The sequence below is a fragment of the Mesorhizobium sp. M2A.F.Ca.ET.042.01.1.1 genome (assembly GCF_003997405.1).
Lineage (GTDB): Bacteria > Pseudomonadota > Alphaproteobacteria > Rhizobiales > Rhizobiaceae > Mesorhizobium.
This window is the reverse complement of sequence record NZ_RZRX01000092.1, coordinates 1-22,742: the sequence shown is the minus strand read 5'-3', so window position 1 is coordinate 22,742 and position 22,742 is coordinate 1. Positions and strand designations below refer to the sequence as shown.

20 protein-coding genes, 1 tRNA gene and 1 pseudogene are annotated in these 22,742 nt (G+C 62.4%); 12 read left to right on the top strand and 10 right to left on the bottom strand.

Annotated elements, in window-relative coordinates; all coding sequences use genetic code 11:
- The first annotated feature begins 216 nt into the window (after positions 1–216).
- On the top strand, positions 217–1,116 hold the full coding sequence (locus tag EOA23_RS16050; protein WP_127304845.1) for an alpha/beta hydrolase: 900 nt from the start codon (positions 217–219) through the stop codon (positions 1,114–1,116).
- Between the two features lie 228 nt (positions 1,117–1,344).
- Here the strand turns inward: EOA23_RS16050 and EOA23_RS16045 are convergent, their stop codons facing one another.
- The 3 genes from EOA23_RS16045 to EOA23_RS16035 all read right to left on the bottom strand — a co-directional run bounded on the left by EOA23_RS16045 (position 1,345) and on the right by EOA23_RS16035 (position 4,337).
- Entirely contained in the window at positions 1,345–2,415 is a 1,071-nt protein-coding gene (locus EOA23_RS16045; RefSeq protein ID WP_127304844.1) for a site-specific integrase, read from the bottom strand.
- Between the two features lie 241 nt (positions 2,416–2,656).
- Positions 2,657–3,865, bottom strand: coding sequence for a porin (locus tag EOA23_RS16040; RefSeq protein WP_127304843.1), 1,209 nt, complete (start codon positions 3,863–3,865; stop codon positions 2,657–2,659).
- A 381-nt stretch (positions 3,866–4,246) separates the two neighbouring features.
- Positions 4,247–4,337: transfer RNA gene (locus EOA23_RS16035), tRNA-Ser, on the bottom strand.
- Between the two features lie 333 nt (positions 4,338–4,670).
- Here EOA23_RS16035 and EOA23_RS16030 point away from each other — a divergent pair.
- Together EOA23_RS16030 and EOA23_RS16025 are read left to right on the top strand one after the other, a co-directional pair.
- On the top strand, positions 4,671–5,858 hold the full coding sequence (locus EOA23_RS16030) for a porin (protein ID WP_127304842.1): 1,188 nt from the start codon (positions 4,671–4,673) through the stop codon (positions 5,856–5,858).
- A gap of 342 nt (positions 5,859–6,200) precedes the next feature.
- Positions 6,201–6,383 (top strand): annotated as a pseudogene (locus EOA23_RS16025) (pyridoxal phosphate-dependent aminotransferase); the annotation flags it as partial.
- A 242-nt stretch (positions 6,384–6,625) separates the two neighbouring features.
- Here EOA23_RS16025 and EOA23_RS16020 read toward each other — a convergent pair.
- From EOA23_RS16020 to EOA23_RS16000, 5 genes are all read right to left on the bottom strand, one after another.
- Positions 6,626–7,705 carry an alpha/beta hydrolase gene (locus EOA23_RS16020; protein WP_245474186.1) on the bottom strand — a complete coding sequence of 360 codons (1,080 nt, stop codon included), beginning with the start codon at positions 7,703–7,705 and terminating at the stop codon, positions 6,626–6,628.
- Between the two features lie 182 nt (positions 7,706–7,887).
- On the bottom strand, positions 7,888–8,796 hold the full coding sequence (locus tag EOA23_RS16015; RefSeq protein ID WP_245474184.1) for a formylglycine-generating enzyme family protein: 909 nt from the start codon (positions 8,794–8,796) through the stop codon (positions 7,888–7,890).
- Positions 8,797–8,883: 87 nt separating this feature from the next.
- On the bottom strand, positions 8,884–10,389 hold the full coding sequence (locus tag EOA23_RS16010; RefSeq protein ID WP_127304839.1) for an arylsulfatase: 1,506 nt from the start codon (positions 10,387–10,389) through the stop codon (positions 8,884–8,886).
- A gap of 383 nt (positions 10,390–10,772) precedes the next feature.
- Entirely contained in the window at positions 10,773–11,243 is a 471-nt protein-coding gene (locus tag EOA23_RS16005; RefSeq protein ID WP_127304838.1) for a hypothetical protein, read from the bottom strand.
- Positions 11,244–11,305: 62 nt separating this feature from the next.
- Positions 11,306–12,106: a hypothetical protein gene (locus EOA23_RS16000; RefSeq protein WP_127304837.1), complete on the bottom strand. Its 801-nt coding sequence runs from the start codon at positions 12,104–12,106 to the stop codon at positions 11,306–11,308.
- A 389-nt stretch (positions 12,107–12,495) separates the two neighbouring features.
- Here EOA23_RS16000 and EOA23_RS15995 point away from each other — a divergent pair, with 389 nt between their 5' ends.
- The 3 genes from EOA23_RS15995 (at position 12,496) to EOA23_RS15985 (ending at position 15,130) form a co-directional block, all read left to right on the top strand.
- Positions 12,496–13,380: a helix-turn-helix domain-containing protein gene (locus EOA23_RS15995; RefSeq protein ID WP_189341619.1), complete on the top strand. Its 885-nt coding sequence runs from the start codon at positions 12,496–12,498 to the stop codon at positions 13,378–13,380.
- Between the two features lie 276 nt (positions 13,381–13,656).
- The gene (locus tag EOA23_RS15990; RefSeq protein WP_245474188.1) at positions 13,657–13,926 is read left to right on the top strand and encodes a hypothetical protein; all 270 of its coding nucleotides are present in this window, start codon (positions 13,657–13,659) and stop codon (positions 13,924–13,926) included.
- 91 nt (positions 13,927–14,017) lie between these two features.
- The gene (locus EOA23_RS15985) at positions 14,018–15,130 is read left to right on the top strand and encodes a pyridoxal phosphate-dependent aminotransferase (protein ID WP_127304835.1); all 1,113 of its coding nucleotides are present in this window, start codon (positions 14,018–14,020) and stop codon (positions 15,128–15,130) included.
- Positions 15,131–15,175: 45 nt separating this feature from the next.
- Here the strand turns inward: EOA23_RS15985 and EOA23_RS15980 are convergent, their stop codons facing one another.
- Positions 15,176–15,661, bottom strand: coding sequence for a MarR family winged helix-turn-helix transcriptional regulator (locus EOA23_RS15980; protein ID WP_127304834.1), 486 nt, complete (start codon positions 15,659–15,661; stop codon positions 15,176–15,178).
- 148 nt (positions 15,662–15,809) lie between these two features.
- On the opposite strand from EOA23_RS15980, the gene EOA23_RS15975 reads away from it, so the two are divergent.
- The 3 genes from EOA23_RS15975 (at position 15,810) to EOA23_RS15965 (ending at position 18,155) form a co-directional block, all read left to right on the top strand.
- A complete protein-coding gene (locus tag EOA23_RS15975; protein WP_127304833.1) occupies positions 15,810–16,091 on the top strand; it encodes an acylphosphatase in 282 nt (93 codons plus the stop codon).
- Between the two features lie 203 nt (positions 16,092–16,294).
- Positions 16,295–16,942, top strand: a complete 648-nt coding sequence (locus EOA23_RS15970) for a TetR/AcrR family transcriptional regulator (RefSeq protein WP_127304832.1) — start codon at positions 16,295–16,297, stop codon at positions 16,940–16,942.
- Positions 16,943–16,991: 49 nt separating this feature from the next.
- Positions 16,992–18,155: an isovaleryl-CoA dehydrogenase gene (locus EOA23_RS15965; RefSeq protein ID WP_127304831.1), complete on the top strand. Its 1,164-nt coding sequence runs from the start codon at positions 16,992–16,994 to the stop codon at positions 18,153–18,155.
- A gap of 17 nt (positions 18,156–18,172) precedes the next feature.
- Here the strand turns inward: EOA23_RS15965 and EOA23_RS15960 are convergent, their stop codons facing one another.
- A complete protein-coding gene (locus tag EOA23_RS15960; protein ID WP_126078342.1) occupies positions 18,173–18,565 on the bottom strand; it encodes a hypothetical protein in 393 nt (130 codons plus the stop codon).
- 245 nt (positions 18,566–18,810) lie between these two features.
- Between EOA23_RS15960 and EOA23_RS15955 the strand changes: the two genes are divergently transcribed.
- The 3 genes from EOA23_RS15955 to EOA23_RS15940 all read left to right on the top strand — a co-directional run.
- Positions 18,811–20,418 carry a carboxyl transferase domain-containing protein gene (locus tag EOA23_RS15955; protein ID WP_127304830.1) on the top strand — a complete coding sequence of 536 codons (1,608 nt, stop codon included), beginning with the start codon at positions 18,811–18,813 and terminating at the stop codon, positions 20,416–20,418.
- Between the two features lie 2 nt (positions 20,419–20,420).
- Positions 20,421–20,957: an O-acetyl-ADP-ribose deacetylase gene (locus tag EOA23_RS15950; protein WP_127304829.1), complete on the top strand. Its 537-nt coding sequence runs from the start codon at positions 20,421–20,423 to the stop codon at positions 20,955–20,957.
- A gap of 310 nt (positions 20,958–21,267) precedes the next feature.
- Positions 21,268–22,742: biotin carboxylase N-terminal domain-containing protein (locus EOA23_RS15940; protein WP_127304827.1), on the top strand; the 1,475-nt coding region annotated here is incomplete at its 3' end.

Below are 22,742 nucleotides of genomic sequence, written 5' to 3'. Positions count from 1 at the left end.
GAAAGCCATCATCGCCTGTGTCAGAAAGCTCCTCATCTTCGCCAACGCCGTCGTCGAACGCGGCACTCCGTGGAGCAAAGCTCCACCCGCAAGCCACGCCGCCTAAGCTAATGGTTGCGCTTCTCCCACAAGGGGAGAAGGGGAAGAGCTTCCTATTTGACGATCCCTGCCCTCGCCTGTAGCTGTCGGTCATCCCCCAGCGAGGATGGCACTCCGATGGCGAGCGACGAAGGCTTCTCCGACTTCTTCTATCCCGCAGCTGACGGCCTGAAGCTCCATGCCAGGATCTATGGCGAGGCGAATACCGGCGGCTGGCCGGTTATCTGCCTGCCGGGCCTCACCCGCAATGCCCGCGACTTCCATGAATTGGCGCTGCATCTTTCCAGCAAGGTGGAGAACCCCCGTAAGGTCATCGCGTTCGACTACCGTGGCCGGGGCCAGTCGGACTACGATCCGGACATCAGCCACTATAATGTCGGCGTCGAAGCCGGCGACGTGCTTGCCGGGATGGCGGCGCTCGGCGTCGAGCAGGCAGCCTTCGTCGGCACGTCGCGTGGCGGCCTGATCATCCATGTGCTTGGGGCACTGAAGCCGGCCGTGCTGAAGGCCATCGTGCTCAACGACATTGGCCCTGTGATCGAGGCGGAGGGGCTGGCCCATATCCGCTCCTATCTCGACCGCGCGCCGAAACCGAAGACACTCGCCGAGGCGGTGGATACCCAGCGGCGCGTGCATGGCGCCGATTTCCCGGCGCTTACCGACGCCGACTGGGCCCGGATGGTCCGGGCAATCTGCCGCGAGACGGCGGCCGGCTGGGTGCCCGAGTTCGATCCGGCGCTGGTCGACACACTGGCCGGCATCGATTTCAGCAAGCCGTTGCCGGATCTGTGGCCGCAGTTCGATGGCTTGGCCACCGTGCCGCTGCTTGCCATTCGCGGCGCGAACTCGAAACTCCTGTCCGTGGCGACATTCGAGGAGATGGGCAGGCGTCATCCCGGGATGGAATCGGCCACCGTCGAGGGCCAGGGTCATGCGCCCTTCCTTGACACCGGCGATCTGCCCGGAAAGATCGCCGCATTCCTCGATCGCGCCGAGCGTGAGGTTATCTCCAAGTAAAACCGAAGAACAGAGCCGGGTGTCGAGGCGACGCGGCAGTATAGGCGGGTTCGGCGAGCAAGCGCATGCCTCCCCTTCTCCCCTTGTGGGAGAAGGTGGATCGGCGCGCAGCGCCGAGACGGATGAGGGGTATTCCAGCGAAGTGAGAGGCTGGTGTCTTCTGGAGCACCCCTCATCCGTCGCCTTCGGCGACACCTTCTCCCACAAGGGGAGAAGGGGGAACCAGCGCTACTTCACCTTGGAACTTTTGCCGACCGCCTTGACAGCTTCGCTCTTTGGCTTACGCGCCGACTTTGACGAAGATGGAGTGGTCAACGGGGACGCAAACACCGAACTCTCCACCGGACGCGACGCTTCATCGGCGCGCGGCTTCTCGAGGACGACGACACAACCATCGAGATCGTTGGTGGCGAGGTGCGCGTAACGCATGGTCATCGACAATGTCTGGTGGCCAAGCCACATCTGGACGCGCCTTATGTCGATGCCGCCCTGGACAAGGCGTGAAGCGCAAGTGTGACGCAGGATGTGCGGCACCACCTGCTCGTCGGCGCCGAGACCGACTTCCGTCTTCGCCTCGTTCCAGATCGCGCGGTACTGCGCCTGGGTGAGCTTGGTGAACGGGCCCTTCGGGCGGCGTCCTTCGGTGTTCGGCGGCAGCTTGATCACCTCCTTGACCCGTTCGGTCATCGGAATGGTGCGGCTGCGGCCGGATTTGGTGATCCAGAAGGAGACGCGATGCTCCTGGATGTCGTTCCAGATCAGGCCGAGCGCTTCGCCGAGACGGCAGCCGGTATCGACCAGGAAGACGGAAAGCCGGTAAGCATCCTCGCTGCGGCTCTTGATCGCCGCGAACAGCCTTGCCTCTTCATCCCTTTCGAGGAAACGAATCCGTCCCGCCCGCTCCTTCTGGCGGCGGAACTCGGGCAGGCTGTGGATATCTCCCATCTTATGTGCCTTGCGCAGCAATTTGCTGAGGGCAGCCATCTTGCGATTGATGGTCGCGTTGCTGTTCCCGCGCTGGCGCAAGGTACCGATAAGATTGTCCAGGGTGTTCTGGTCAAAGGTGCTGAAACGCTCTCCGAGAAGGATCTCGTCTATTTCACCGATGAAAGAGCTGACATTGTATTTATGCCGCCCATCATCCCAGAGTATATCCCGGTATGCTGCAAAGAGTTCCCCGATCCTGTGCGATTTTACTTCCCGGATCTTGTTGTAGGTGTACCTAAACTTCGAATTCTGAGAAGAAAATACCGCAAAATGACCAGAGGGGTCCCCCTCTTGAATCGCTTCGTTCGACATTTTTAGCCACACCCCCTGTGGTTAAGCTTTCAGCCCTAACCGTTCGGAGATGTCCTTTCAAGAGTTTTCGAATCTCGCGGCCGACCACATCCGCCAGTGGCGGATCCCACAAAGTCGCTCCACAGACCCGATCAGCTTACCGTTTCACCCCCATCCTTTCGTTTGCTTCGACAATCGCGAAAACAAAACGGCCCGGGCGTGGAGACGCCCGGGCCGGATTTCAGTTGTAACAGTCCAGCCCTTAGAAGGAGCGCTGGAAGCGGAGGAGACCGCCGATGGCATCGTCGTCGCCAGCAGAAATACCGGTCCAGTTGTGGTTCAGGCCATCGGCATCGCCGATCTTGCCTGCATTGACGTAGTCGACTTCGGCCGTGACCGTGAAGCCGGGAACGATGTCGTATGCGATGTTGGCTGCGATGCCGAGGTTCTCACCTTCGTCATACGACACCTGAGCGTTGAACGAGGTCTTCTCGTTGAACTTGTAGGTGCCACCGCCCCACACCGCCCAGTTGCCGTCCCACTGCTTGTAGAAGCCGCGACCGCCAGCTGCGAAGGCATAGGTCGGGTCCGACAGGTTGTCATCGGTGCCGTAGCCGCCGATGATGAACAGCGACAGAGCGTCGTTGACGTTCACGTCCAAACGAACCTTGGTGGCGACTTCTTCATAGTTGCTGTCGTAGGCAACGACGCCGGTGATGGCGCCCCAGCCCTGCGTCCACTTCACGCCGCCGACGACATGCGGAACGTAGCTGTCGATCGTGCCCACGCCGTAGACACCGTCGGTGCCGCCGCCGGAGCCTTCTTCGAGCGAGATCACGGCCGAGAAGCCGTTGCCTGCGTCGAAGTAGTACTGGACGACGTTAGTGTCGAAATCACCGTAGGGGACCAGCGTATCCTGGATGACGTTGCCGGCGTAGCCGATGAACGTATTGAAGGCCGATTCGTCCTTACCGACGCGCAGGCCACCGAGCTGGATCCAGGCGAAGTTCAGAGAAGTGCCCTTGTTGCCGGCCGGATTGACGGTCGGGCCGAGCGGACCGGCGCCATCTGGATCCGCGCCCAGATCGGCGTTGCGGTTGCCGAAGTTCCAGCGGGTCTCGGTGTAGGTCTTCAACGTGCCGAGCTCAGTCTCCTGGCCGGTCCAGGTCTTCAGCGTGAAGCGAGCATTCTTGTAGAAGGTGTGGTTGCTGCCGCCGTCCTCAACATCGGCAGACGTCGCGCCGTCGAACGAGCCGACGTCGCCGACGCCGATGTCGTAACGGACATAGCCGCCGATGCGCAGGCAGGTCTCGGTGCCGGGGATGTAGAAGTAGCCCGAGCCGTAGACGTCGCAGATCTTGACGTATTCAGCCGGTTCCGGCTCGGCGACGGTCACCGCGTCGGCGGCGCGAGCACCGGAAACTGCGATCAGGGCCGCAGCTGAGCCGAGAAGAAGGCTCTTGATGTTCATTTTCTGACCTCCAGTCAAAAGTTAAAAAACGGGTCTGGGTATTTTTTGCTGAAGGACAGCGTTCCCTGCCCCATCCCCACTACCGAAAAAGATGCGCACCGCGCCGCTCCTTCGAACATGACCTTTACCTAGGCGGCGGCGGGGTTCAACCATGATCGTATCGGCAGAAGCCCGATCCGGACGCTATCCCCGGACGTTGTTGCACAAATGACACGATTTGGCCTCACTCCGAAAGCTCTCGTTAACCAATGAGGCTAGCGGCCCGGCCGAATCCGGCGGTTAACGGCCGGAATTGCGGCGTCCCGGCGACTCGTCCTGCCCGGTTCTTGCCGCAGAATCGCCTTGCGAAGGGAGGCTTGTTGCGCACAGCGCAGGGGAGGATGGCGGAGAGGATGGGATTCGAACCCACGAGAAGCTTTTGACCTCTACTCCCTTAGCAGGGGAGCGCCTTCGACCACTCGGCCACCTCTCCGTCGCGCGCTGGATAAAGAAAAGCGTGGGCACAATCAACAAGCCGGCGCCATAATCGCCGAAAAATCCTCTGGCCGGCAACTTGGGAAAGCGGTGGAGCGTCGGCATCGCATGGGCCCAGACGTGGCGAATCGTGACTTATGCGGCCTTTTCGAGCCAGCTGAGGCGCCTTCATAGGAGCGCCATCGCAGACCGGAACCGGACGCGCAATCACCGGCAGACGCCCTTCGTCACGCTGCACGGGGGCGAAAAAGAGCGCAATAACAAGGCATTGCCTATAATTTTGGTCGAAAGTCCGCATCGCTTCCGTTCGATTCTGACTGGAGGTCAGAAAATGAACATCAAGAGCCTTCTTCTCGGCTCAGCTGCGGCCCTGATCGCAGTTTCGGGCGCCCGCGCCGCCGACGCGGTGACCGTCGCCGAGCCGGAACCGGCTGAATACGTCAAGATCTGCGACGTCTACGGCTCGGGCTACTTCTACATCCCCGGCACCGAGACCTGCCTGCGCGTCGGCGGCTATGTCCGTTACGACATCGGCGTCGGCGACGTCGGTTCGTTCGATGGCGCCAAGTCGTTCGACCACGAGGACGGCGATGAGCAGAGCACCTTCTACAAGAACACCCGCTTCACGCTGAAGACCTGGACCGGCCAGGAAACCGAGCTCGGCACGTTGAAGACCTACACCGAGACCCGCTTCAACTTCGGCAACCGCAACGGCTACCCATCGGCAGACGATCCGGCCACGCAAGCGGATGAATTCAACAGCAATCCTGCCGGCAACAAGAACGTTTCGCTGAACTTCGCCTGGATCCAGCTCGGTGGCCTCCGCGTCGGTAAGGACGAATCGGCCTTCGATACGTTCATCGGCTACGCCGGCAACGTCATCCAGGATACGATCGTTCCGTATGGCGATTTCGACACCAACGTCGTCCAGTACTATTTCGACGCCGGCAACGGCTTCTCGGCGGTGGTCTCGCTCGAAGAAGGTTCGGGCGTCGTCGGCACCATCGACAGCTACGTTCCGCATGTCGTCGGCGGCGTGAAGTGGACTCAAGGGTGGGGCGCCATCACCGGCGTTGTCGCTTATGACAGCAACTACGAGGAAGTCGCCGGCAAGGTTCGCCTGGATGTGAATGTCACCAACGAACTGTCGCTGTTCGGCATGTTCGGCTATGGCAGCGACGACAACCTCAACGACCCGACCTATGCCATCGGAGCCGGTGGTCGCGGCTTCTATAAAATCTGGGGCGGCAACTGGGCATTCTGGGCCGGCGGCACCTACAAGTTCAACGAGAAGACCTCGTTCAACCTCCAGGTGTCGGGTGATCAGGACAAGAACTATGGCGTGGCGGCGAACGTCGCCTATGACATCGTACCCGGCTTCACGGTCACGGCCGAAGTCGACTGGGATCACTTCGGCAAGTACGATGATTGGGTTTCGGGTGCCGACGTCGTCAACTTCACCGGCGCCGACAAGAAGAACAGCGTCGGCGGTCTGCTCCGCTTCCAGCGCTCGTTCTAACAGGCGTCGCCTGATTGAATCGACAACCCGGCGGGCAACCGCCGGGTTTTTCATTTGGTTGCGAGGTGAAGACCCGCGGTGCCTTAAGCGCGCCGCAGGTGCCTGATGGCAAGTGCGTGTTCGCCAACCGTCAGATAAGCATCGCCCAAACTGAAGTGGAAATATGGGTTGAGTGGCGTCTGGTCGACCGCCCGAGCAAGGTATTTGATGGACAACTTATCATCACGCCCAGTCCCAGCGTCCCCAACATGTACAAAGCCATCGGGTGCTCGGGCGTCCTTGCCAAAACGCGACGTGGGCGAGGGGTGGGTGCAAGTCCTTTTCTCAACCGAGCCCTTTGCCATGCGCCAGCGCCCTTCCCTCACGCCGATCATCGGCGCGCTTCCCACCACGGTGCCGTTCGTCGGCCCGGAGGCGCAGGAGCGCGAGCGCGGGCAGCCTTTTCGCGCCCGCATCGGCGCCAATGAAAGTGGTTTCGGGCCTTCGCCACGCGTCATCGCGCGCACGGAGAGCGTCGCGCGGGATCGATAGCGGCCTTGCTTTCGGCTGTCCGGTCTTGGGTTGTGGAATTCTCTTTCCCGACGGATCTTTCATGTGTTTGGACCAGGCGGGCGGCAGCCGGTTGGTCATCGTGTCTGGCTAGCAAAAAGAGCGACAGAATCCTGCCTCTCGGGCGCTGAAGTCTGGTCACCTCCCAATCGCCCGATATCGCTCTGCCCGGCTAGCGATGTCACGCTGCGGCCCGCCGTTTACGCCACCTAACACGATCACTGGGTCGTCGCATCGCCCTTCAGGATCGTCTCGAGCTCATCTGGCGGGGCGTTGTTCGTTTTTCCTTCAATGGCCGCGACGGGCGCGCTGACCGTGCTTGCCGCGGCGTTGCCGATCGTGTCGACCGTGCCGGCAACCACAAGGCCGAGTTCGTCGCCAAGCCCCACTCTCGAATCCGTCAGGGTCTGACCGGAAGCCAGTTGCGCGCCGAGCAATTGGACGATCTCCGGACTTTCAGCGAACTTGCTGTGATTCAAGCGATCTGCGGTCTTTACATCGGTCAGATCAAGCACGGTTATTCCAGCCGCCTGGAGCTTCGATTTGTATGGCTCCTTCGACGGGTCGGCCTGCCCCACCCTGTCGACATTGCCCGCAATCAGACGCGAGACGGCAAGCGCCCGGTCGTCGCGCGAGACGGTGATGGTGAACTTCGGCTTTTTCGGCCCAAGCTCGGTCCACTGGCGACCAAAGACATCCACGTCGAGATCGGGAGACGCCAGTATGACGTTCCTGATCTTGGGCGAGACGCGCCCGTCCTCCAGCGCCATCTGCCTCAGCGATTCCATCGCGAGCCAGGTGCCCATCGAGTGGGCCATGACGGTGACGTCGGTCACGCTGCGGTCGTCGGCCAAGGCCTTCAATGTCCGCTCGAACGCAGTGCGCGAGAAATTCGCGCTTTCCTTGTCGTAGTTGTAGCCAAGCACACTGGCGCGCGACGGCCATGTGAAGAGGATCGGCACGACGTTCGCCCGCGAGTCGTGCACGAACTGCGCGAAGCGAAAGACCGAGTCCTCATACCGGTTGTTGAAGCCATGCACGAAGACAAGAACATGGCCGTTCGAATTGTGAGCATGCAGCCATTTGTGAGCCTCGGGAACCGACAGGTTTCGTGCGGCAATGACCGCGAAATCCTTTTGGGGGTTTGGCGGCAGCTTTTTCGGCCACTCGACCGTGCCGGGCGCGCGGTTCGGCGGAATCGAGATGGTCAGGTCGGTCAACGAAAGCGCCGGGCTGCGCTCGCCTGTGAACAAGGTCGCCGGGTCGCCGGAAGGCTTGCGGCTGGTCGCGACCAACATCGTCACATCCGATGCCGCCGGCGAAACCAGGCTCGCGGGGATCGGCGCCAGAACCCCTTCGGGTCCAGTTCCGCATGCCGTGAGCGTGAGGAATACGGCCGATATGGCTGCTGCAACCCGCCAGCGCGCCGGTTTGGACCTCCCGGTGCCGCGATGCCCATGGAGCGCGCTGCGCCCTCCTCTCACGACGGACGCGCGATGCATCGAAATCCGAGGTGGCAAGTGGAGGTATCCACGGGCTGCGCCATGCGAGCGGCCGGCCGGTAACGTCGGCAGTAGCTGGGGGCGCACAGGAAGGACCCGCCCTTGGTCACCCTGCGTGGAATTTTGATGTCGGGTGTCAGCGGATCGAAGCTCGCCTCACGCTCGCCGCCGCGCGGATTTTCCATCGTGCAGCAAGGGCTCTCGATCCGGCGGTGCTCCTGATACCAGTCGGTGGTCCACTGCCAGACATTGCCCGCCATGTCATGGAGCCCGTAGCCATTTGCCGGAAACGAGCCGACGGGCGCAGTCCATTCGTAGCCGTCTTCGCAATCGTTGCGGAAAGGGAACTCGCCCTGATAGGTGTTGGCCATATGCCGGCCGCCGGGGGTCAGTTCGGCGCCCCAAACGAATTCGGCGCCCTCCAGCCCGCCGCGCGCGGCAAACTCCCACTCGGCCTCGGTCGGCAGAGCCTTCCCCGCCCAGTTCGCATAAGCTTCCGCGTCCTCATAGGCGATGTGCACGACGGGATGGTTGTCGAGCCCCTTCAGCCCGCTGGCGGGGCCGCGTGGGTGCCTCCAGTTCGCGCCACGGACGTAAGCCCACCAGTTGTAGTGATTGTTGCGATCGATGCCGCGCGAGGGCCTGACGAACAAGGCTGAAGCCGGCGCCAATGATTCTGCACTGGCCCCGGGATAGTCCGCGGCATTCGCTGGACGCTCGGCCAGCGTGACATAGCCGCTGGCCTCGACGAAGCGCCTGAACTCGGCATTGGTGACCGTCGAGCGATCCATCCAGAAGCCGCCGACGACGACGCGGTGCGCCGGCGCCTCTTCGGGATAGTGGTGGTCCGAGCCCATCAGGAACTCGCCGCCGGGAATCCAGAGCATATCGGCGTTTGACGAATCCGTTGGCTTCGCTGCAGGTCGCGCCTCAGTCATCGGCTGGTCTCGTCAACGGCAGAACGCATCCGCCGTTCAATCCCCCGCAGCGAACATTTCCTCCGGGCTTGGTGTCACCAGCGGCGTGAAGTAGGTCAGCCGCACTGCCTCCATAAGCAACAGCGGGGGTTTCATCTGGGCTGCAAGCTCGGTGATCCTTGCCTGCAACACCTTGACTTTATCAGGATACTTATCAGCCAAGTTAGTGGCCTCCGATTTGTCCTGTGACAAATCGAACAGCTCTATCTTTTGCGGCAACGTTGCCGACCACAACAATTTCCATTCGCCCTCGCGCACCGCACCGGCCATCGGATCGACATTGTAGACGATCTCTGTGCGCGGCGAAGGTTTGCCCTCGCTCAGCGCCGGCCACATATCCATGCCGTCCAGCGGTTTGTCCTTGCCAGGCTTGGCGCCGGCCAGCCCGGCCAGTGTCGGCAACATGTCGACGACATGCATGAGGCCATTGAAGACGCCAGGCTTGATCTTACCGGGCCAGTTCATGAAGGCGACCGAGCGGGTGCCGCCCTCATAGAGGGTGCCCTTGCCGTCGCGATAGGGGCCGTTATCCGCAGGCAGCTTGCCACCCACCTTCGAGTCGCCCGCAAACATCGAGTTAACGACGCCACCGTTGTCGCTCATGTAGACGATCAGGGTATTGTCGCGAATCCCCTTCTTCTCGAGGGCGGCCACGACATTGCCGATCTCGTCATCGACCACCGAGATCATTGCGGCATAGGCTCTGCGGTTCTCGTCAGCGATGTTCTTATACCGGTCGAGATATTCCTTCGGAGCCTGGAATGGCGTATGGGGCGCGGTGAAAGCGAGGTAGAGAAAGAGCGGCTTCTTCTGATCGTGAGCGTTGATGACCCGGACAGCTTCCTGACCGAACAACGTGTTGTCGAAGCCCGGCTCCTTGATCGGCTTGTTGTTCCTGTACCAGTCCGCGATACCATGCGATGCGTGTTTGAAATGGTCGATCTCGCCGACCGTCGCCCCGTAGAATGAATCAAATCCACGCTGCTTGGGCCAGAAGTCCGTCTTGGCATGGCCGAGATGCCATTTGCCGCTCATCGCCGTCTGGTAGCCCGCGTCTCTTAGGATTTGCGGAAGAAGTGTCTCATCGAGCGGAAGGCCATAGGTTCCCGCTGCGGGGACAACGCCAACCTGCATGCCATAGCGCAGCGGATAGCGGCCGGTCATGAGGGCGCTCCGCGTTGGTGTGCACATCGGCTGCACGTAATATTCTTCGAGCTTCGTCCCTTCCGCGGCAAGCTTGTCGATGTTGGGCGTCTTGATGTCCGAGCCGTGATAGCCGACGTCTTTCCATCCCTGATCGTCCGCAACGATGAAGACGATGTTCGGCTGCGAGGGCTGGGCCGCCGCCGTCTGGACGCCCGCAAGGCCGGCGAGCGCGCCGGAAAGGCCGACGGGTGCGGCAAATCGCGAAACCGCAGCCGCAGTGCCGCCCATCAAAGCGTCCCGCCGCGTGATTCTGTTGGTTGCACCGGCTTCGGCCGGGAAGTCTCGATCGTTGCTCATATTATGCCCCTGCTCTGCTAATTCACGCCGTTCTTCTCAAAACCGCGGCGCGTCTGGTGCTCTGGCGCCAATCATTTGCCTGGAATCCAAAGGCGTGGCGGCTCAGCACCCACGTCTGCCGCTGCCGTTGCTGCGGCGCGCTCAATGTCCTCTGCGCACACCTGCGAATAGCCCTGCCTGTTCATGCTCCCCACTCGCCGTGCGTCGGCGGCATTTCCGCGCTATTTGGTCTCGCGCTGCTTTCGCTTAAGTTATTGCTAATAGAGCCATACTGCTATCCACTTTGCGCAAACGAGGCATTTTTTGGCATCCTGACCTGCCGTCCCAGGAGATGCGTTTCTGTGGCTCGTCACGCGGCGACTCGGACGCGCCCCGAGCGCACGTCACCTTTCGCTTGCCTTGGCGCCTTGGCCCACCGTAAGCGCCTTGCCGATCCACTCTAGTTGCGAGGAATAGCAGAACATCGAGAACAGCACGGCAATCAGAAGGACAATCTTCCCCAGCCTGATGTCCAACTCGTCGAACTTGACGAAAAACACCACCGAGAACATGGCGCTGGCATAGATGAAGTTGAGCCGCGCCAGAAATTGGAGAATGTGAGATGCTACGGTAGAGCGAGGCAAGACTACGCTGTGCCGTATCGACATAGCCGACCAGTAACCGACTTGTCCGGCGATGGAGCAAAGGGCGGCAATCAAATAGAGTAGTGGGTCAAACTGCTGACCGGCTAACAGCAACCGGCGGTAAAATGGAATTCCGTTCCACAGCACGATCGTATCGGCAATGGTCTGCACCAGCAGCCACAAGCAGAATTGCGCCGTCGAACGCCGGCGGGCGATGCCTGGCTCCGCCATCGCTCAGCAGCCCAATGCCGAATGCAAGCGCCGCAGAGAACCGACCACGTCATCTCAATCCGCTATTGTCCCGGATGGGCTGGCGAGAATTGATAAGTGAGCCCCAGAATCGGACCCTGCTGAGTGAGTTTGTTCACGAAGCCGTCATGGCTATAATTGTCGTGCACGGCCCGATAACCGACGAACATCGACATCTTGTCGTTGAATTGATAGCCGGCGCCTCCCATCACATCCCACATTGACTTGGACCCTGCGCCGAAACCGCCGACGAGGCCCCAGCCAGCCAAGTAGATCCCGTTACCGACATCGGCCTTGAATTTGGCGCCGACCACCGGATCGACCCACGTATCGCCGTCGCTCGCTGACCTGCCATCCAGCACACCTCCGTGGAAGTCGAAACTGTTGTCGACCGACCAGAGGCGGGCACCGGCGACAAGATCGAAATTCGTCCCATCCTGATAGTAAACGCTGTAACCACCCAGCGCCGTGCCCATGAAAGTGCTCACCGTCGCATCAATGTTGGAGGCGAGGATTCCCTTCGGGGTGCCTACGTTGGCGTCGAGCTTGGCGTACACTATGTCCGTGCTGATTGTGAAAGGCCCGTTGCGAGCTTCCGTAAGCCCCATGAAGCCGAATTTGAGGTGGTGCAGCACGTCGCTGAAGCTCACATCGACATCCTGAGGCGGAAATCCGAAGAGTCCGCTCTCGCCTTTAATTCCCGAGGCCCAGAGATACGGGGCGACAGTAAACGTCCACCCGTCATCCTGCTGCTTGGCGATGTCCGCCGCAGATGCGTTGACGGCACAAAGTACCGATATCACAGCCGTTCCCAAGGCTACCAAACGAAATCTTTTCACGATCATCCCCTCAAGTGCTCCTCGGCTAGCTATACTTAGCCTGCGCGTGCGCGCCCGCATCATGTCCCGCGCCGTCTCAGGTCCTGCCCTTTGTCAAATTGCCTTTGAACCAACGTGCCATGCTGACGCCGTCAACGCGATGCGTACGGCCAAGACGCCTGGCGCCTCCCCAACAAGTAGATCTGTTTCGTCCATCGTCCCCAGAGCCGCGAGTCGCCGATATTTTGCGGCGAATTGATCTCGCGCAATTTGCGTTTAAGCTACACCTAATACAAGTGTTGCGATATCCACTTTGCGCAAAGGATGCATTTTTGGGCGCGTGGCCTCCAACGACTTCGCACAGGGACGTGCAACTTGGCCCAGACGCGCTCGGCGATGCCGCCTCTGGGCTGCCCGTGAAGGTCGACAGGCTTTCGCCAGGGCAAATGCCGTCGCGCCTCCGGCAAATCCAGTCCCACGGCAAGTGGGCGCTCGATCTGGCTGAATTCAATTGCGCCTTCCGTGCCAACGGCGGCTTTGATCCAGGTTCCGTGGCAATCGTGGCTGTAGAGCGGGCCCGGGACTCGACGATCTGCGGCATTCCGCTCAAGGACGACATGATCGTGGCAATTCCCGCCGGCACGAGCGTCGCAGCGACGGTCCAGCCCGGCCTTCGCTACACGGGCGCCGTTGTTCCGACGTCGATCTGGGTGGAAATCCAGGCACTTTCCGCCGGCACGATCTTGGATCGGGCGGCCGACCATCCAAATGCCGTTCGGCTCACCGCCAGCGATGCGCAAATCTTCCGCAGCCAGATGGAGGCCATGGCATACCGCTTCGGAGAAGCCGCAAGCGATTCAGCCTTGCCGGAGCATACTCCGATCGCGTTGGCGGAATATTTGGGGGGCATAGCCAACGCATTCGCTGGCGCCCGTGGCAACGTCGAAACAGATCGGTCCTCCAGTCGCCACCTCCGACAGGCATGGGCGGCCGAGGATTTTATTCGCGCCCACATCCGCGAAGACATCCCCATCATCCGGTTATGCAAGGAAATCGGCATCAGCCGACGACAATTGGAGTATGCCTTTCGCGCCGCCTTTGCCCTCAGCCCGTTGGAATTCATCAGGGCGGTTCGCCTCAATGAAGCGAGGCGATTGCTCACTGCGCGGGGAGCGGATGGCCTGAGCGTCACACGTATCGCGATGGAGGTGGGGATCACCCATCTTGGCCGTTTCGCTGCGAGTTATCGCATGCTCTTCGGTGAGTCCCCGAAGGACACACTTCAACGTGCCAGAAGATGACAACGAGGGTGAACGTCGGTCGCGGAATTGGCGCCAGTCGTCATGCAGGCAGTTCGACGGAAATTGCGCAATCCGGATAGAAGCCGGATTCTATAATTAGTATCCTCTAAAATATCTTGCCTCCTGCCGCAGGGTGGGAGGGTTCGGCCCCGGGCGTACGTCAGCGATCTCATGGGCTGCGGATTTGAACGCAGGGAAATTGTGAGTTCTTGGAGGATGCAAATGAAAAAATCGAGCTTGAGATCGACCGGCGCTGCCGGGATAGCATTCGCATTGATGCTTGCGGGTATCGCCGATGCCGTTACACCCTTCGCCCTTTTCGTCAGCCCTGCGCAGGCCCGCGTCGGTCACCCGCTCACTCCAGGCAGCGTAGCTGGGGTTGCCAGGCGCACCACGCGCCGTACGATCCGCCGTTCGACCATCTATGTGACCAGACTACCGGCAGCGTGCGTGAAAACTTCGATCAACGGTACCGTGCTGTGGCACTGTGGCAGCACGTATTACCAGCCCTACGGGGGCCGATACGTCGTCGTCCACATTCATTGAGAGAAATGGCATCGGCTCTCCGGGCGGCCGCCAACTTGCGCCCGCCGGTCGCACAGGCTAGCTAGAAGCTCCTCTCACGCGAGCCCGTGCCATGCTTCGTCGCCCTTCCCTCACCCCGATCATCGGCGCGCTTCCCACCACGGTGCCGTTCGTCGGTCCGGAGGCGCAGGAGCGCGAGCGCGGGCGGCCCTTTCGCGCCCGCATCGGCGCCAATGAGAGCAGTTTCGGGCCTTCGCCGCGCGTTATCGCGCGGATGGAGGCCGTCGCGCGCGACCAGTGGATGTATTGCGATCCCGACAATTACGAGCTGAAGGTTGCGGCGGCCGCGCATCACGGCGTCGCCGTCGAGAACGTGGTCGTCGGCGAAGGCATTGACGGGTTGCTCGGCCTGGTGGCGCGCATGTATGTCGCGCCGGGCGATGCGGTGGTGACCTCGCTCGGCGCTTACCCCACTTTCAATTTCCACATCGCCGGCGTCGGCGGCCGCCTGGTGACGGTGCCTTATGCCAACGACAAGGAGGACCTGGACGGGCTCCTCGCCAAGGTCGTCAGCGAAAAGGCGCCGCTGGTCTATCTCTCCAATCCCGACAATCCGATGGGAAGCTGGTGGGAGGCGCCGGATGTCGTCCGCTTCATCGAAGCGCTGCCGGAAACCACCATGCTGGTGCTGGACGAAGCTTATGGTGAGCTTGGCCCGGCCACGGCGCTGCCGGCGATCGATGTCGCGCGACCGAACGTCATCCGCATGCGCACCTTCTCCAAGGCTTACGGCCTGGCCGGCATACGCTGCGGCTACGCCGTGGCGGAGGCCGAGGTGATCCGCGACTTCGAGAAGATCCGAAATCACTACGGCGTCAGCCGCATGGCGCAGATCGCCGGTCTCGAGGCGCTTGCCGATCAGGATTACCTGCGCACGGTGGTGGCGCGCGTGGCGGCTGGCCGCGAGCACATTTCGGCCGTCGCCAGGCAGAACGACCTGAAACCGTTGCCGTCGGCGACCAATTTCGTCACCATCGACTGCGGCCGCGACGGCGCCTTCGCGCTGAAGGTGATGCAGGGCCTCTTGTCGCGCGACGTGTTCATCCGCAAGCCGATGGTCCCCAGGCTCGACCGCTGCATAAGGGTGAGCGTCGGCCTCGACCACGAGCTCGACATCTTCGCCGAGGAATTGCCGGGCGCGCTCGCGGCAGCGCGGGGGAACTGACCGGACCTTGGCCGATATATCTACTCCGCAGGGAGATCGGGCGATTCACAGTCCCGCGGCTGCCAGCAGGCGTGTCACGCGGTTCAGCGCATCGGAAAGCTCAGCGGCTTGCCTGTCCTCGAGCTTGACGGTCAGGCGAGCGAGATCGCGGTTCGTCGCCGCCTCGAGATCGACCAGCGCGGCCTTGCCCGGCTCGGTCAGCGCAAGGACGGGCGGCCCGTTCTCCGGGTCGTCGCGCATTTCAGCCAGCCCCCTGGCAGTGAACCTCCGAAGCACCCGCATGAGATAGGCAGGGGCGAGGTTGAGTTCTCCGGCCAGTTCGGATGCCACCGGCGCGAGGTCGAGATGAAACATGCGCGCCAGCAGACCAGCCCGTCCACCGGGTCGGGTCTTGCGCCCGAGCTCGAACAGCACGCGGGCTTCAACCAGCGTGTAAGGGCTCTGCATCAAGGTCTCATCGAGCAATCCCACCAGCCCGGTATAGAACCGGTTGAAGCGACGAATCTCATGGACCAGGGCTTCATGCGGCATGCCGACCCTCCTTGGAGACATTGCATCCGATAATTTCCTCATTGGTTGACTGAGTCAATTATTTAATCCACCGAGCCACCCATCCTTCGAACCGGTTGCATTTGACCTTTCATGCTCCAGATTGATGGGGAAGATTCTGGAGCGGGCGATGCAGGGTGAGCAAAAAGCCCTTCGGGTGCGTGTTTCCGGCACGGTGCAAGGCGTGAGCTACCGTGTCTGGACGCGCGGCGAAGCCCTGCGTCTCGGGTTGACGGGTTGGGTGCGCAACGAGCGCGACGGTTCTGTCACCGCTCTGATTGCCGGCGCCGATGCCGCTGTCACGGCGATGACCGAACGTCTGTGGCAAGGGCCGCGTGGCGCGCTCGTCTCGAAGGTCGAGATCGAGGAAGCGGGCGACGAGGTGCCGGCGGATTTCAGGATTGTCGTGTGAGTTGGTCTCTCCCGCCTTGAGGGGGAGATGGCCGGCAGGGTAGAGGGGGTCGTTTCCAGCGTGGGCTTCTTGCCGCAAAGGGCGTTGGCGCTTCACGCGAGACGACCCCCTCTGTCGCCTTTGGCGACATCTCCCCCTCAAGGGGGGAGATTTGGCGCTTGAATTAATTGAACGTTCGTTTTATTAGTGCTGCTGGAGGCGAAATGGCGCGCACCACAGGCTCAGACGGGGAAAAGACCGAGGCAGCCGTCCGCGACGCGGCGGTCAGCCTGATCGCGCGGCTGGGTTATGAGGCGATGTCGATGCGGCAGCTGGCGGCGGAGGTCGGCGTGCAGGCGGCCGCGCTCTACCGTTACTTCCCCACCAAGGAAGATCTGCTTTTCACCTTGATGCGAGAGCATATGGAAGGTCTGCTCAAGGCCTGGGACGCGGCGCGGCCGTTAAGTGCCGATCCGATCACCCGGCTTGCCGCCTATGTCGAGAACCACATCGCCTTCCACATTGAGCGGCGCCACGCCACCCATGTCTCCAACATGGAATTGCGCAGCCTGTCGCATGAAAGACTGACGCAGATCCTCAAGATGCGCACAGCCTATGAGAAGGAGCTGCGCACGATCCTCCGCGACGGCCTGGAAGCAGGCGCGTTCGAGATCGACGATACGGGCCTGACCGCCATGGCGCTGATCCAGATGATGACCGGCGTGATCGTCTGGTTCCGTCCGGGCGAACGGCTGTCGCTCGCCGAAGTCACGGCATCATATCTTTCGATGACAATGCGCCTGGTCGGCGCGACAATCAGCCATGGCACCGCGCGTCCTTCCGGGCGAGCCGGGAACGCCGTGGCACTCTGATACGGGCATGATCCCCGCGAAGACCGGGGCGTGCGCAGGGAGGAACGGCATGTACACGAACACGCTCAGCTTCGGACTTGATCCCGACATCGAGGCGTTGCGCGACACTGTACGGCGCTTCGCTCAGGACAGGATCGCGCCGATCGCGGCGGAGATCGACCGCTCCAACGAGTTTCCCGCGCATCTGTGGGGCGAGCTCGGCGCGCTCGGCCTGCTCGGCATCACCGCCGATCCTGATTTCGGCGGAACCGGCATGAACTATCTCGCGCATGTCGTGGCCATGGAGGAGATTTCGCGCGCATCGGCTTCTGTCGGCCTCTCCTACGGCGCGCATTCCAACCTTTGCGTCAACCAGATCAATCGCTGGGCCACGCCGGCGCAGAAGGAGAAATACCTGCCTGCCCTCTGCTCGGGCGAAACCGTCGGCGCGCTGGCGATGTCGGAACCGGGCGCTGGCTCCGACGTGGTGTCGCTCAGGCTGCGCGCCGAAAAGCGCAATGACCGCTATGTGCTCAACGGCTCGAAAATGTGGATCACCAACGGCCCCGACGCCGGAACGATGGTGGTCTACGCCAAGACCGATCCGGAGCGCCATTCGCGCGGCATCACCGCTTTCATCGTCGAAAAGACTTTTGCCGGCTTTTCGGTGGCGCAGAAGCTCGACAAGCTCGGCATGCGCGGCTCCAACACCGGCGAGCTCGTCTTCGAAAATGTCGAGGTGCCGTTCGAGAATGTGCTGCATGAGGAAGGGCGCGGCGTCGAGGTGCTGATGTCGGGGCTCGACTATGAGCGGGCAGTGCTTTCCGGAGGCCCCATCGGGCTGATGGCGGCCTGCCTCGACGTCGCCGTACCTTACGTGCATGAGCGCAAGCAGTTCGGCCAGCCGATCGGCACGTTCCAACTGGTGCAGGGCAAGCTCGCCGACATGTACACGACGATGAATGCCGCGCGGGCTTACGTCTATGCGGTGGCGGCCGCCTGCGATCGCGGCGAGACCACGCGCAAGGACGCCGCCGGCTGCGTGCTCTTCGCGGCCGAGAAGGCGACGCAGATGGCACTCGACGCGATCCAGCTGCTCGGCGGCAACGGCTATATCAACGATTACCCGACGGGACGGCTGCTGCGCGATGCCAAGCTCTACGAGATCGGCGCCGGCACCAGCGAGATCCGCCGCTGGCTGATCGGCCGCGAGATCATGGCGGAGGGGGCGTGATGCCCCTCTCCGCCATCTCAGCCGAACGCCTTGGGCAGGTCGTCGGTTGGCTTGGCGACGATCTGATGCGCGTCGCGCCACAGGATCTCGCGCTGACGGGCCGCCGTGATCGGGCGCACCGGCAAACCACCCTCTTCGATCAGCCAGGCGCAATAACGCGCACGACTGATCGCTTCCCTGGCGTCCGGATGGAACCAGCAGATGCCCCAGATCGAATTCCGGCGCTTGAAATGCCGGCCGACCCGGCCTGGAATGGGCAGATGCCGGTTGAACCAGTCGAACTGATCGTCCAATTCGTCATGGATCCAGTCCGGGCATCCGTTCCGGTACAGGTACCAGGACGCGTGGAAAAAGCCGGTCTCCACCCGGCTGTTCGGATGGATCAGCGGCGTTACAAACCGCAAATACATGATGACACCCACAGCGCCTGCGGGCGCCGTGTTCCTCTTGCTCAGATTCGGGACGTGGACGGCCGCCCTTCGGCGGCGTCAGGCCATGGCCGAAGGGAGACATCTGGTGAAACGCATATCCATGCTTTCCATCGTCGCCTCCTGAGGGTGTCATACGTACAAAAGATGCCACGCTTGGCACGCGGCATCCGGGCGCGGGCTGTTACACTGGTTCCGCTACGGCATCAAGAGGTGTGAGGAACAAATTGGCCACCCTGCAAACCCAGATCTCCCCCTCCTCCGACATTTTCCGCGCCAATGCCGAACGCATGCGGGCGCTGGTCGACGACATTTCCGAGAAGGCGGCAGGCGTCGAGCGCGGCGGCTCCGACGAGGCGCGCGAACGCCATGTCTCACGCGGCAAGCTTCTGCCGCGCGAGCGGCTGGCACAGCTGCTCGACACCGGCTCGCCCTTCCTTGAGGTCGGCCAGTTCGCGGCCTGGTCGATGTATGGCGAGGACATTCCGTCGGCCGGCATCATCACCGGCATCGGCCGGGTCGAGGGCCGGGAGGTGATGGTCGTCGTCAACGACGCGACGGTGAAGGGCGGCACCTATTATCCGCTGACGGTGAAGAAGCATTTGCGCGCGCAGGAGATCGCGCTGCAGAACAACCTCCCTTGCGTCTATCTGGTCGACAGCGGCGGCGCCAATCTGCCGAACCAGGATGAAGTCTTCCCCGACCGCGAGCATTTCGGCCGCATCTTCTACAACCAGGCCAACATGTCGGCGGCGGGCATCCCGCAGATCGCCTGCGTGATGGGCTCCTGCACGGCGGGTGGCGCCTACGTGCCGGCGATGTCGGACGAGACGATCATGGTGCGCAACCAGGCGACCATCTTCCTTGGCGGCCCGCCGCTGGTGAAGGCGGCGACGGGGGAGGATGTCAGCGCCGAGGAGCTCGGCGGCGCGGACGTCCATACCAGGCTTTCCGGTGTCGCCGACCACTACGCCATGGACGACGAACACGCCTTGGCCATTTGCCGGCGCATCATCAAGAACCTGAATCGCAACAAGGCCGTAAGCCTGAATTTGCAGAAGCCGATTCAACCGCTTTACGATCCGCAGGAACTCTACGGCATCGTGCCGACGGATCTGCGCCAGCCCTATGACGTGCGCGAGGTGATCGCGCGCCTTGTCGACGGTTCGGAGTTCGACGAGTTCAAGCAGAATTACGGCACGACCTTGGTCACCGGCTTCGCGCATCTGCACGGCATGCCGGTCGGCATCCTCGGCAACAATGGCGTGCTGTTTTCCGAAAGCGCGCTCAAGGGCGCGCATTTCATCGAGCTCTGCTGCCAGCGCGGCATTCCGCTGGTCTTCCTGCAGAACATCACCGGCTTCATGGTCGGGCGAAAATATGAGGCCGGCGGCATCGCCAAGGACGGCGCCAAGCTGGTGATGGCCGTCGCCACCGCCAAGGTGCCGAAGCTCACCGTCATCATCGGCGGCTCGTTCGGCGCCGGCAATTACGGCATGTGCGGCCGCGCCTATTCGCCCCGCTTCCTATGGATGTGGCCCAATGCGCGCATCTCGGTGATGGGCGGCGAGCAGGCGGCGACCGTGCTTGCCATGGTCAAACGCGAAGGCATCGAGCGCAAGGGTGGTGAATGGAGCGCCGAGGAGGAAGCCAAATTCAGGAAGCCGATCCTGATGAAATACGAGCATGAGGGCCACCCGCTCTATTCCTCGGCGAGGCTCTGGGACGACGGCATCATCGATCCGGCCAGAACCCGCGACGTGCTGGCGCTCAGCCTCTCCGCGGCGCTCAATGCCGGCATCGAGGACACGAAGTTCGGCGTGTTCAGGATGTGACGATGGGTGCTCTCGGCGACAGGATCCGCATCCACACCGGCGACATCACCCGACTCGTGGTGGATGCCATCGTCAACGCAGCGAATTCCTCATTGCTCGGCGGTGGCGGCGTCGACGGCGCCATCCACCGCGCGGCCGGGCCGGAGCTGGTTGCCGAGTGCCGGACGCTCAACGGCTGCAAGACCGGCGACGCCAAGCTGACCAGGGGCTACCGCCTGCCGGCGCGTTTCATCATCCATACGGTCGGTCCGGTCTGGCAGGGCGGCGGCGAGGGCGAGGCGAGCCTGCTTGCCTCGTGCTATCGGCGCTCGCTCGAAATCGCACTCGGCCATGATTGCCGGACGGTGGCGTTTCCGGCGATCTCGACCGGTATTTACCGCTTTCCGAAGGAGGAAGCGACTGGGATTGCCGTCGACACAGTCAGTAACTTTCTGCGGCAGAATGCAGTGCCAGATGCAGTTACCTTCTGCTGTTTCGATGAGCAGACGGCGGAGATCTACCGGCGGGCCGCCGCTGCCGTTGGAAGGAGCGGACCTTGATGACCAAAACTGCCCAAGAGGCGACCTCGTCAGAGCACTCCCTTGGCGAGGGAGAGGTCTATGATTTCGGACGAATGCTTGTCCCGAAGCGCTGGCGGGACAGCGCCCCCCTCTGCCCTGCCGGGCATCTCCCGCAGAAGGGGGGAGATCAGCAGCTTTGCGGACGGCTCCTTTCCTGCAACGTCGATAGTTGGCGAAGGCGGCGGCGACATCCAATCTCCCCCCAAGTGGGGGAGATGTCCGGCAGGACAGAGGGGGGCGCGAAGGAACGCCGACCTCGCTCAAAGCATACTCTGGCTGCGGAGGTTCCATGTTCGGCAAGATCCTGATCGCCAATCGCGGCGAGATCGCCTGCCGCGTCATTCGCACGGCCCGCAAGCTCGGCGTGCGCAGCGTGGCCGTCTATTCCGACGCCGACGCCCGCGCCTTGCATGTCGAGATGGCCGACGAGGCGGTGCATATAGGCCCCTCGCCTGTCGGCGAAAGCTATCTGCGCGGCGACAAGATAGTTGCCGCGGCGCTCGCCACCGGCGCCGAGGCGATCCATCCCGGTTACGGCTTCCTGTCGGAAAATCCGGATTTCGTCGACCAGGTGACCGCGGCAGGCCTCGTCTTCATCGGGCCGAGCGCCGCCTCTATCCGCGCCATGGGCTTGAAGGACGCCGCCAAGCGGCTGATGGAGGCGGCCGGCGTGCCCGTCGTGCCCGGCTATCATGGCGAAGCGCAGGAGATCGTGCTGCTCGCCTCCAAGGCGCGCGAGATCGGGTACCCCGTCCTGATCAAGGCGCGCGCCGGCGGCGGCGGCAAGGGCATGCGCCGCGTTGACCATCCCGACGATTTTTCCGAAGCGCTGTCGGGCGCGCGGCGCGAAGCGAAAGCGGCGTTCGGTGACGACCGGGTGCTGGTCGAAAAATATGTCGACAAGCCGCGCCATATCGAGTGCCAAGTGTTCGGCGACAATTTCGGCAATGCCGTGCATCTCTTCGAACGCGACTGCTCGGCGCAGCGCCGCCACCAGAAGGTAATCGAAGAGGCGCCCGCCCCCGGCATGACGCCCGCGCTGCGCAAGGCGATGACGGAGGCAGCCGTGAAGGCCGCCAAGGCGATCAATTATTCGGGCGCCGGCACCATCGAGTTCATCGTCGATGCCTCCCAGGGGCTCAAAGCCGACCGCTTCTGGTTCATGGAGATGAACACGCGGCTGCAGGTCGAGCACCCCGTCACCGAGATGGTCACCGGCGTCGACCTTGTCGAATGGCAGTTGCGCGTCGCGTCCGGCGAAAGGCTGCCGAAGACGCAAGGCGAGATCGCGCTTGCCGGCCACGCCTTCGAGGCGCGCCTTTATGCCGAGGACGCCGCGAAAGGCTTCCTGCCGGCGACCGGCACGCTGCATCATCTTAAATTCCCCGACGCGCCGCCGGAGGGTGCTGCGATGCGCATCGAGACCGGCGTGCGCGCCGGCGACGCGATCTCGCCCTTCTATGACCCGATGATCGCCAAGCTGGTGGTCCACGCCAAGGACAGGAACGCCGCCCTTGCGGCATTGCGCGATACGCTCGCCGAGACGGAAGTGGCCGGCTCGACAGTCAACACCGCCTTCCTGGCGGCGCTCGCGGCCGACGCCGATTTCGCGGCGGGCGACGTCGATACCGGGCTGATCGTCCGGCATCAGGAGGCGCTCACCGCCATCCCCGCGCCGAGCGATGAGACGATTGCCGCCGCGAAATCGGCGTCGGCCGCGAGCGCCGCCAGGAAGGCGGTGTTGACTGTCGAGCCGGCCACTTC

Coding starts and splice junctions, on each gene's coding strand:
- EOA23_RS16050 (WP_127304845.1), top strand. CDS start 217: ATGGCGAGCGACGAAGGCTTCTCCGACTTCTTCTATCCCGCAGCTGAC.
- EOA23_RS16045 (WP_127304844.1), bottom strand. CDS start 2,415: ATGTCGAACGAAGCGATTCAAGAGGGGGACCCCTCTGGTCATTTTGCG.
- EOA23_RS16040 (WP_127304843.1), bottom strand. CDS start 3,865: ATGAACATCAAGAGCCTTCTTCTCGGCTCAGCTGCGGCCCTGATCGCA.
- EOA23_RS16030 (WP_127304842.1), top strand. CDS start 4,671: ATGAACATCAAGAGCCTTCTTCTCGGCTCAGCTGCGGCCCTGATCGCA.
- EOA23_RS16020 (WP_245474186.1), bottom strand. CDS start 7,705: ATGTTGGTCGCGACCAGCCGCAAGCCTTCCGGCGACCCGGCGACCTTG.
- EOA23_RS16015 (WP_245474184.1), bottom strand. CDS start 8,796: ATGCTCTGGATTCCCGGCGGCGAGTTCCTGATGGGCTCGGACCACCAC.
- EOA23_RS16010 (WP_127304839.1), bottom strand. CDS start 10,389: ATGAGCAACGATCGAGACTTCCCGGCCGAAGCCGGTGCAACCAACAGA.
- EOA23_RS16005 (WP_127304838.1), bottom strand. CDS start 11,243: ATGGCGGAGCCAGGCATCGCCCGCCGGCGTTCGACGGCGCAATTCTGC.
- EOA23_RS16000 (WP_127304837.1), bottom strand. CDS start 12,106: ATGATCGTGAAAAGATTTCGTTTGGTAGCCTTGGGAACGGCTGTGATA.
- EOA23_RS15990 (WP_245474188.1), top strand. CDS start 13,657: ATGCTTGCGGGTATCGCCGATGCCGTTACACCCTTCGCCCTTTTCGTC.
- EOA23_RS15985 (WP_127304835.1), top strand. CDS start 14,018: ATGCTTCGTCGCCCTTCCCTCACCCCGATCATCGGCGCGCTTCCCACC.
- EOA23_RS15980 (WP_127304834.1), bottom strand. CDS start 15,661: ATGCCGCATGAAGCCCTGGTCCATGAGATTCGTCGCTTCAACCGGTTC.
- EOA23_RS15975 (WP_127304833.1), top strand. CDS start 15,810: ATGCAGGGTGAGCAAAAAGCCCTTCGGGTGCGTGTTTCCGGCACGGTG.
- EOA23_RS15970 (WP_127304832.1), top strand. CDS start 16,295: ATGGCGCGCACCACAGGCTCAGACGGGGAAAAGACCGAGGCAGCCGTC.
- EOA23_RS15965 (WP_127304831.1), top strand. CDS start 16,992: ATGTACACGAACACGCTCAGCTTCGGACTTGATCCCGACATCGAGGCG.
- EOA23_RS15960 (WP_126078342.1), bottom strand. CDS start 18,565: ATGTATTTGCGGTTTGTAACGCCGCTGATCCATCCGAACAGCCGGGTG.
- EOA23_RS15950 (WP_127304829.1), top strand. CDS start 20,421: ATGGGTGCTCTCGGCGACAGGATCCGCATCCACACCGGCGACATCACC.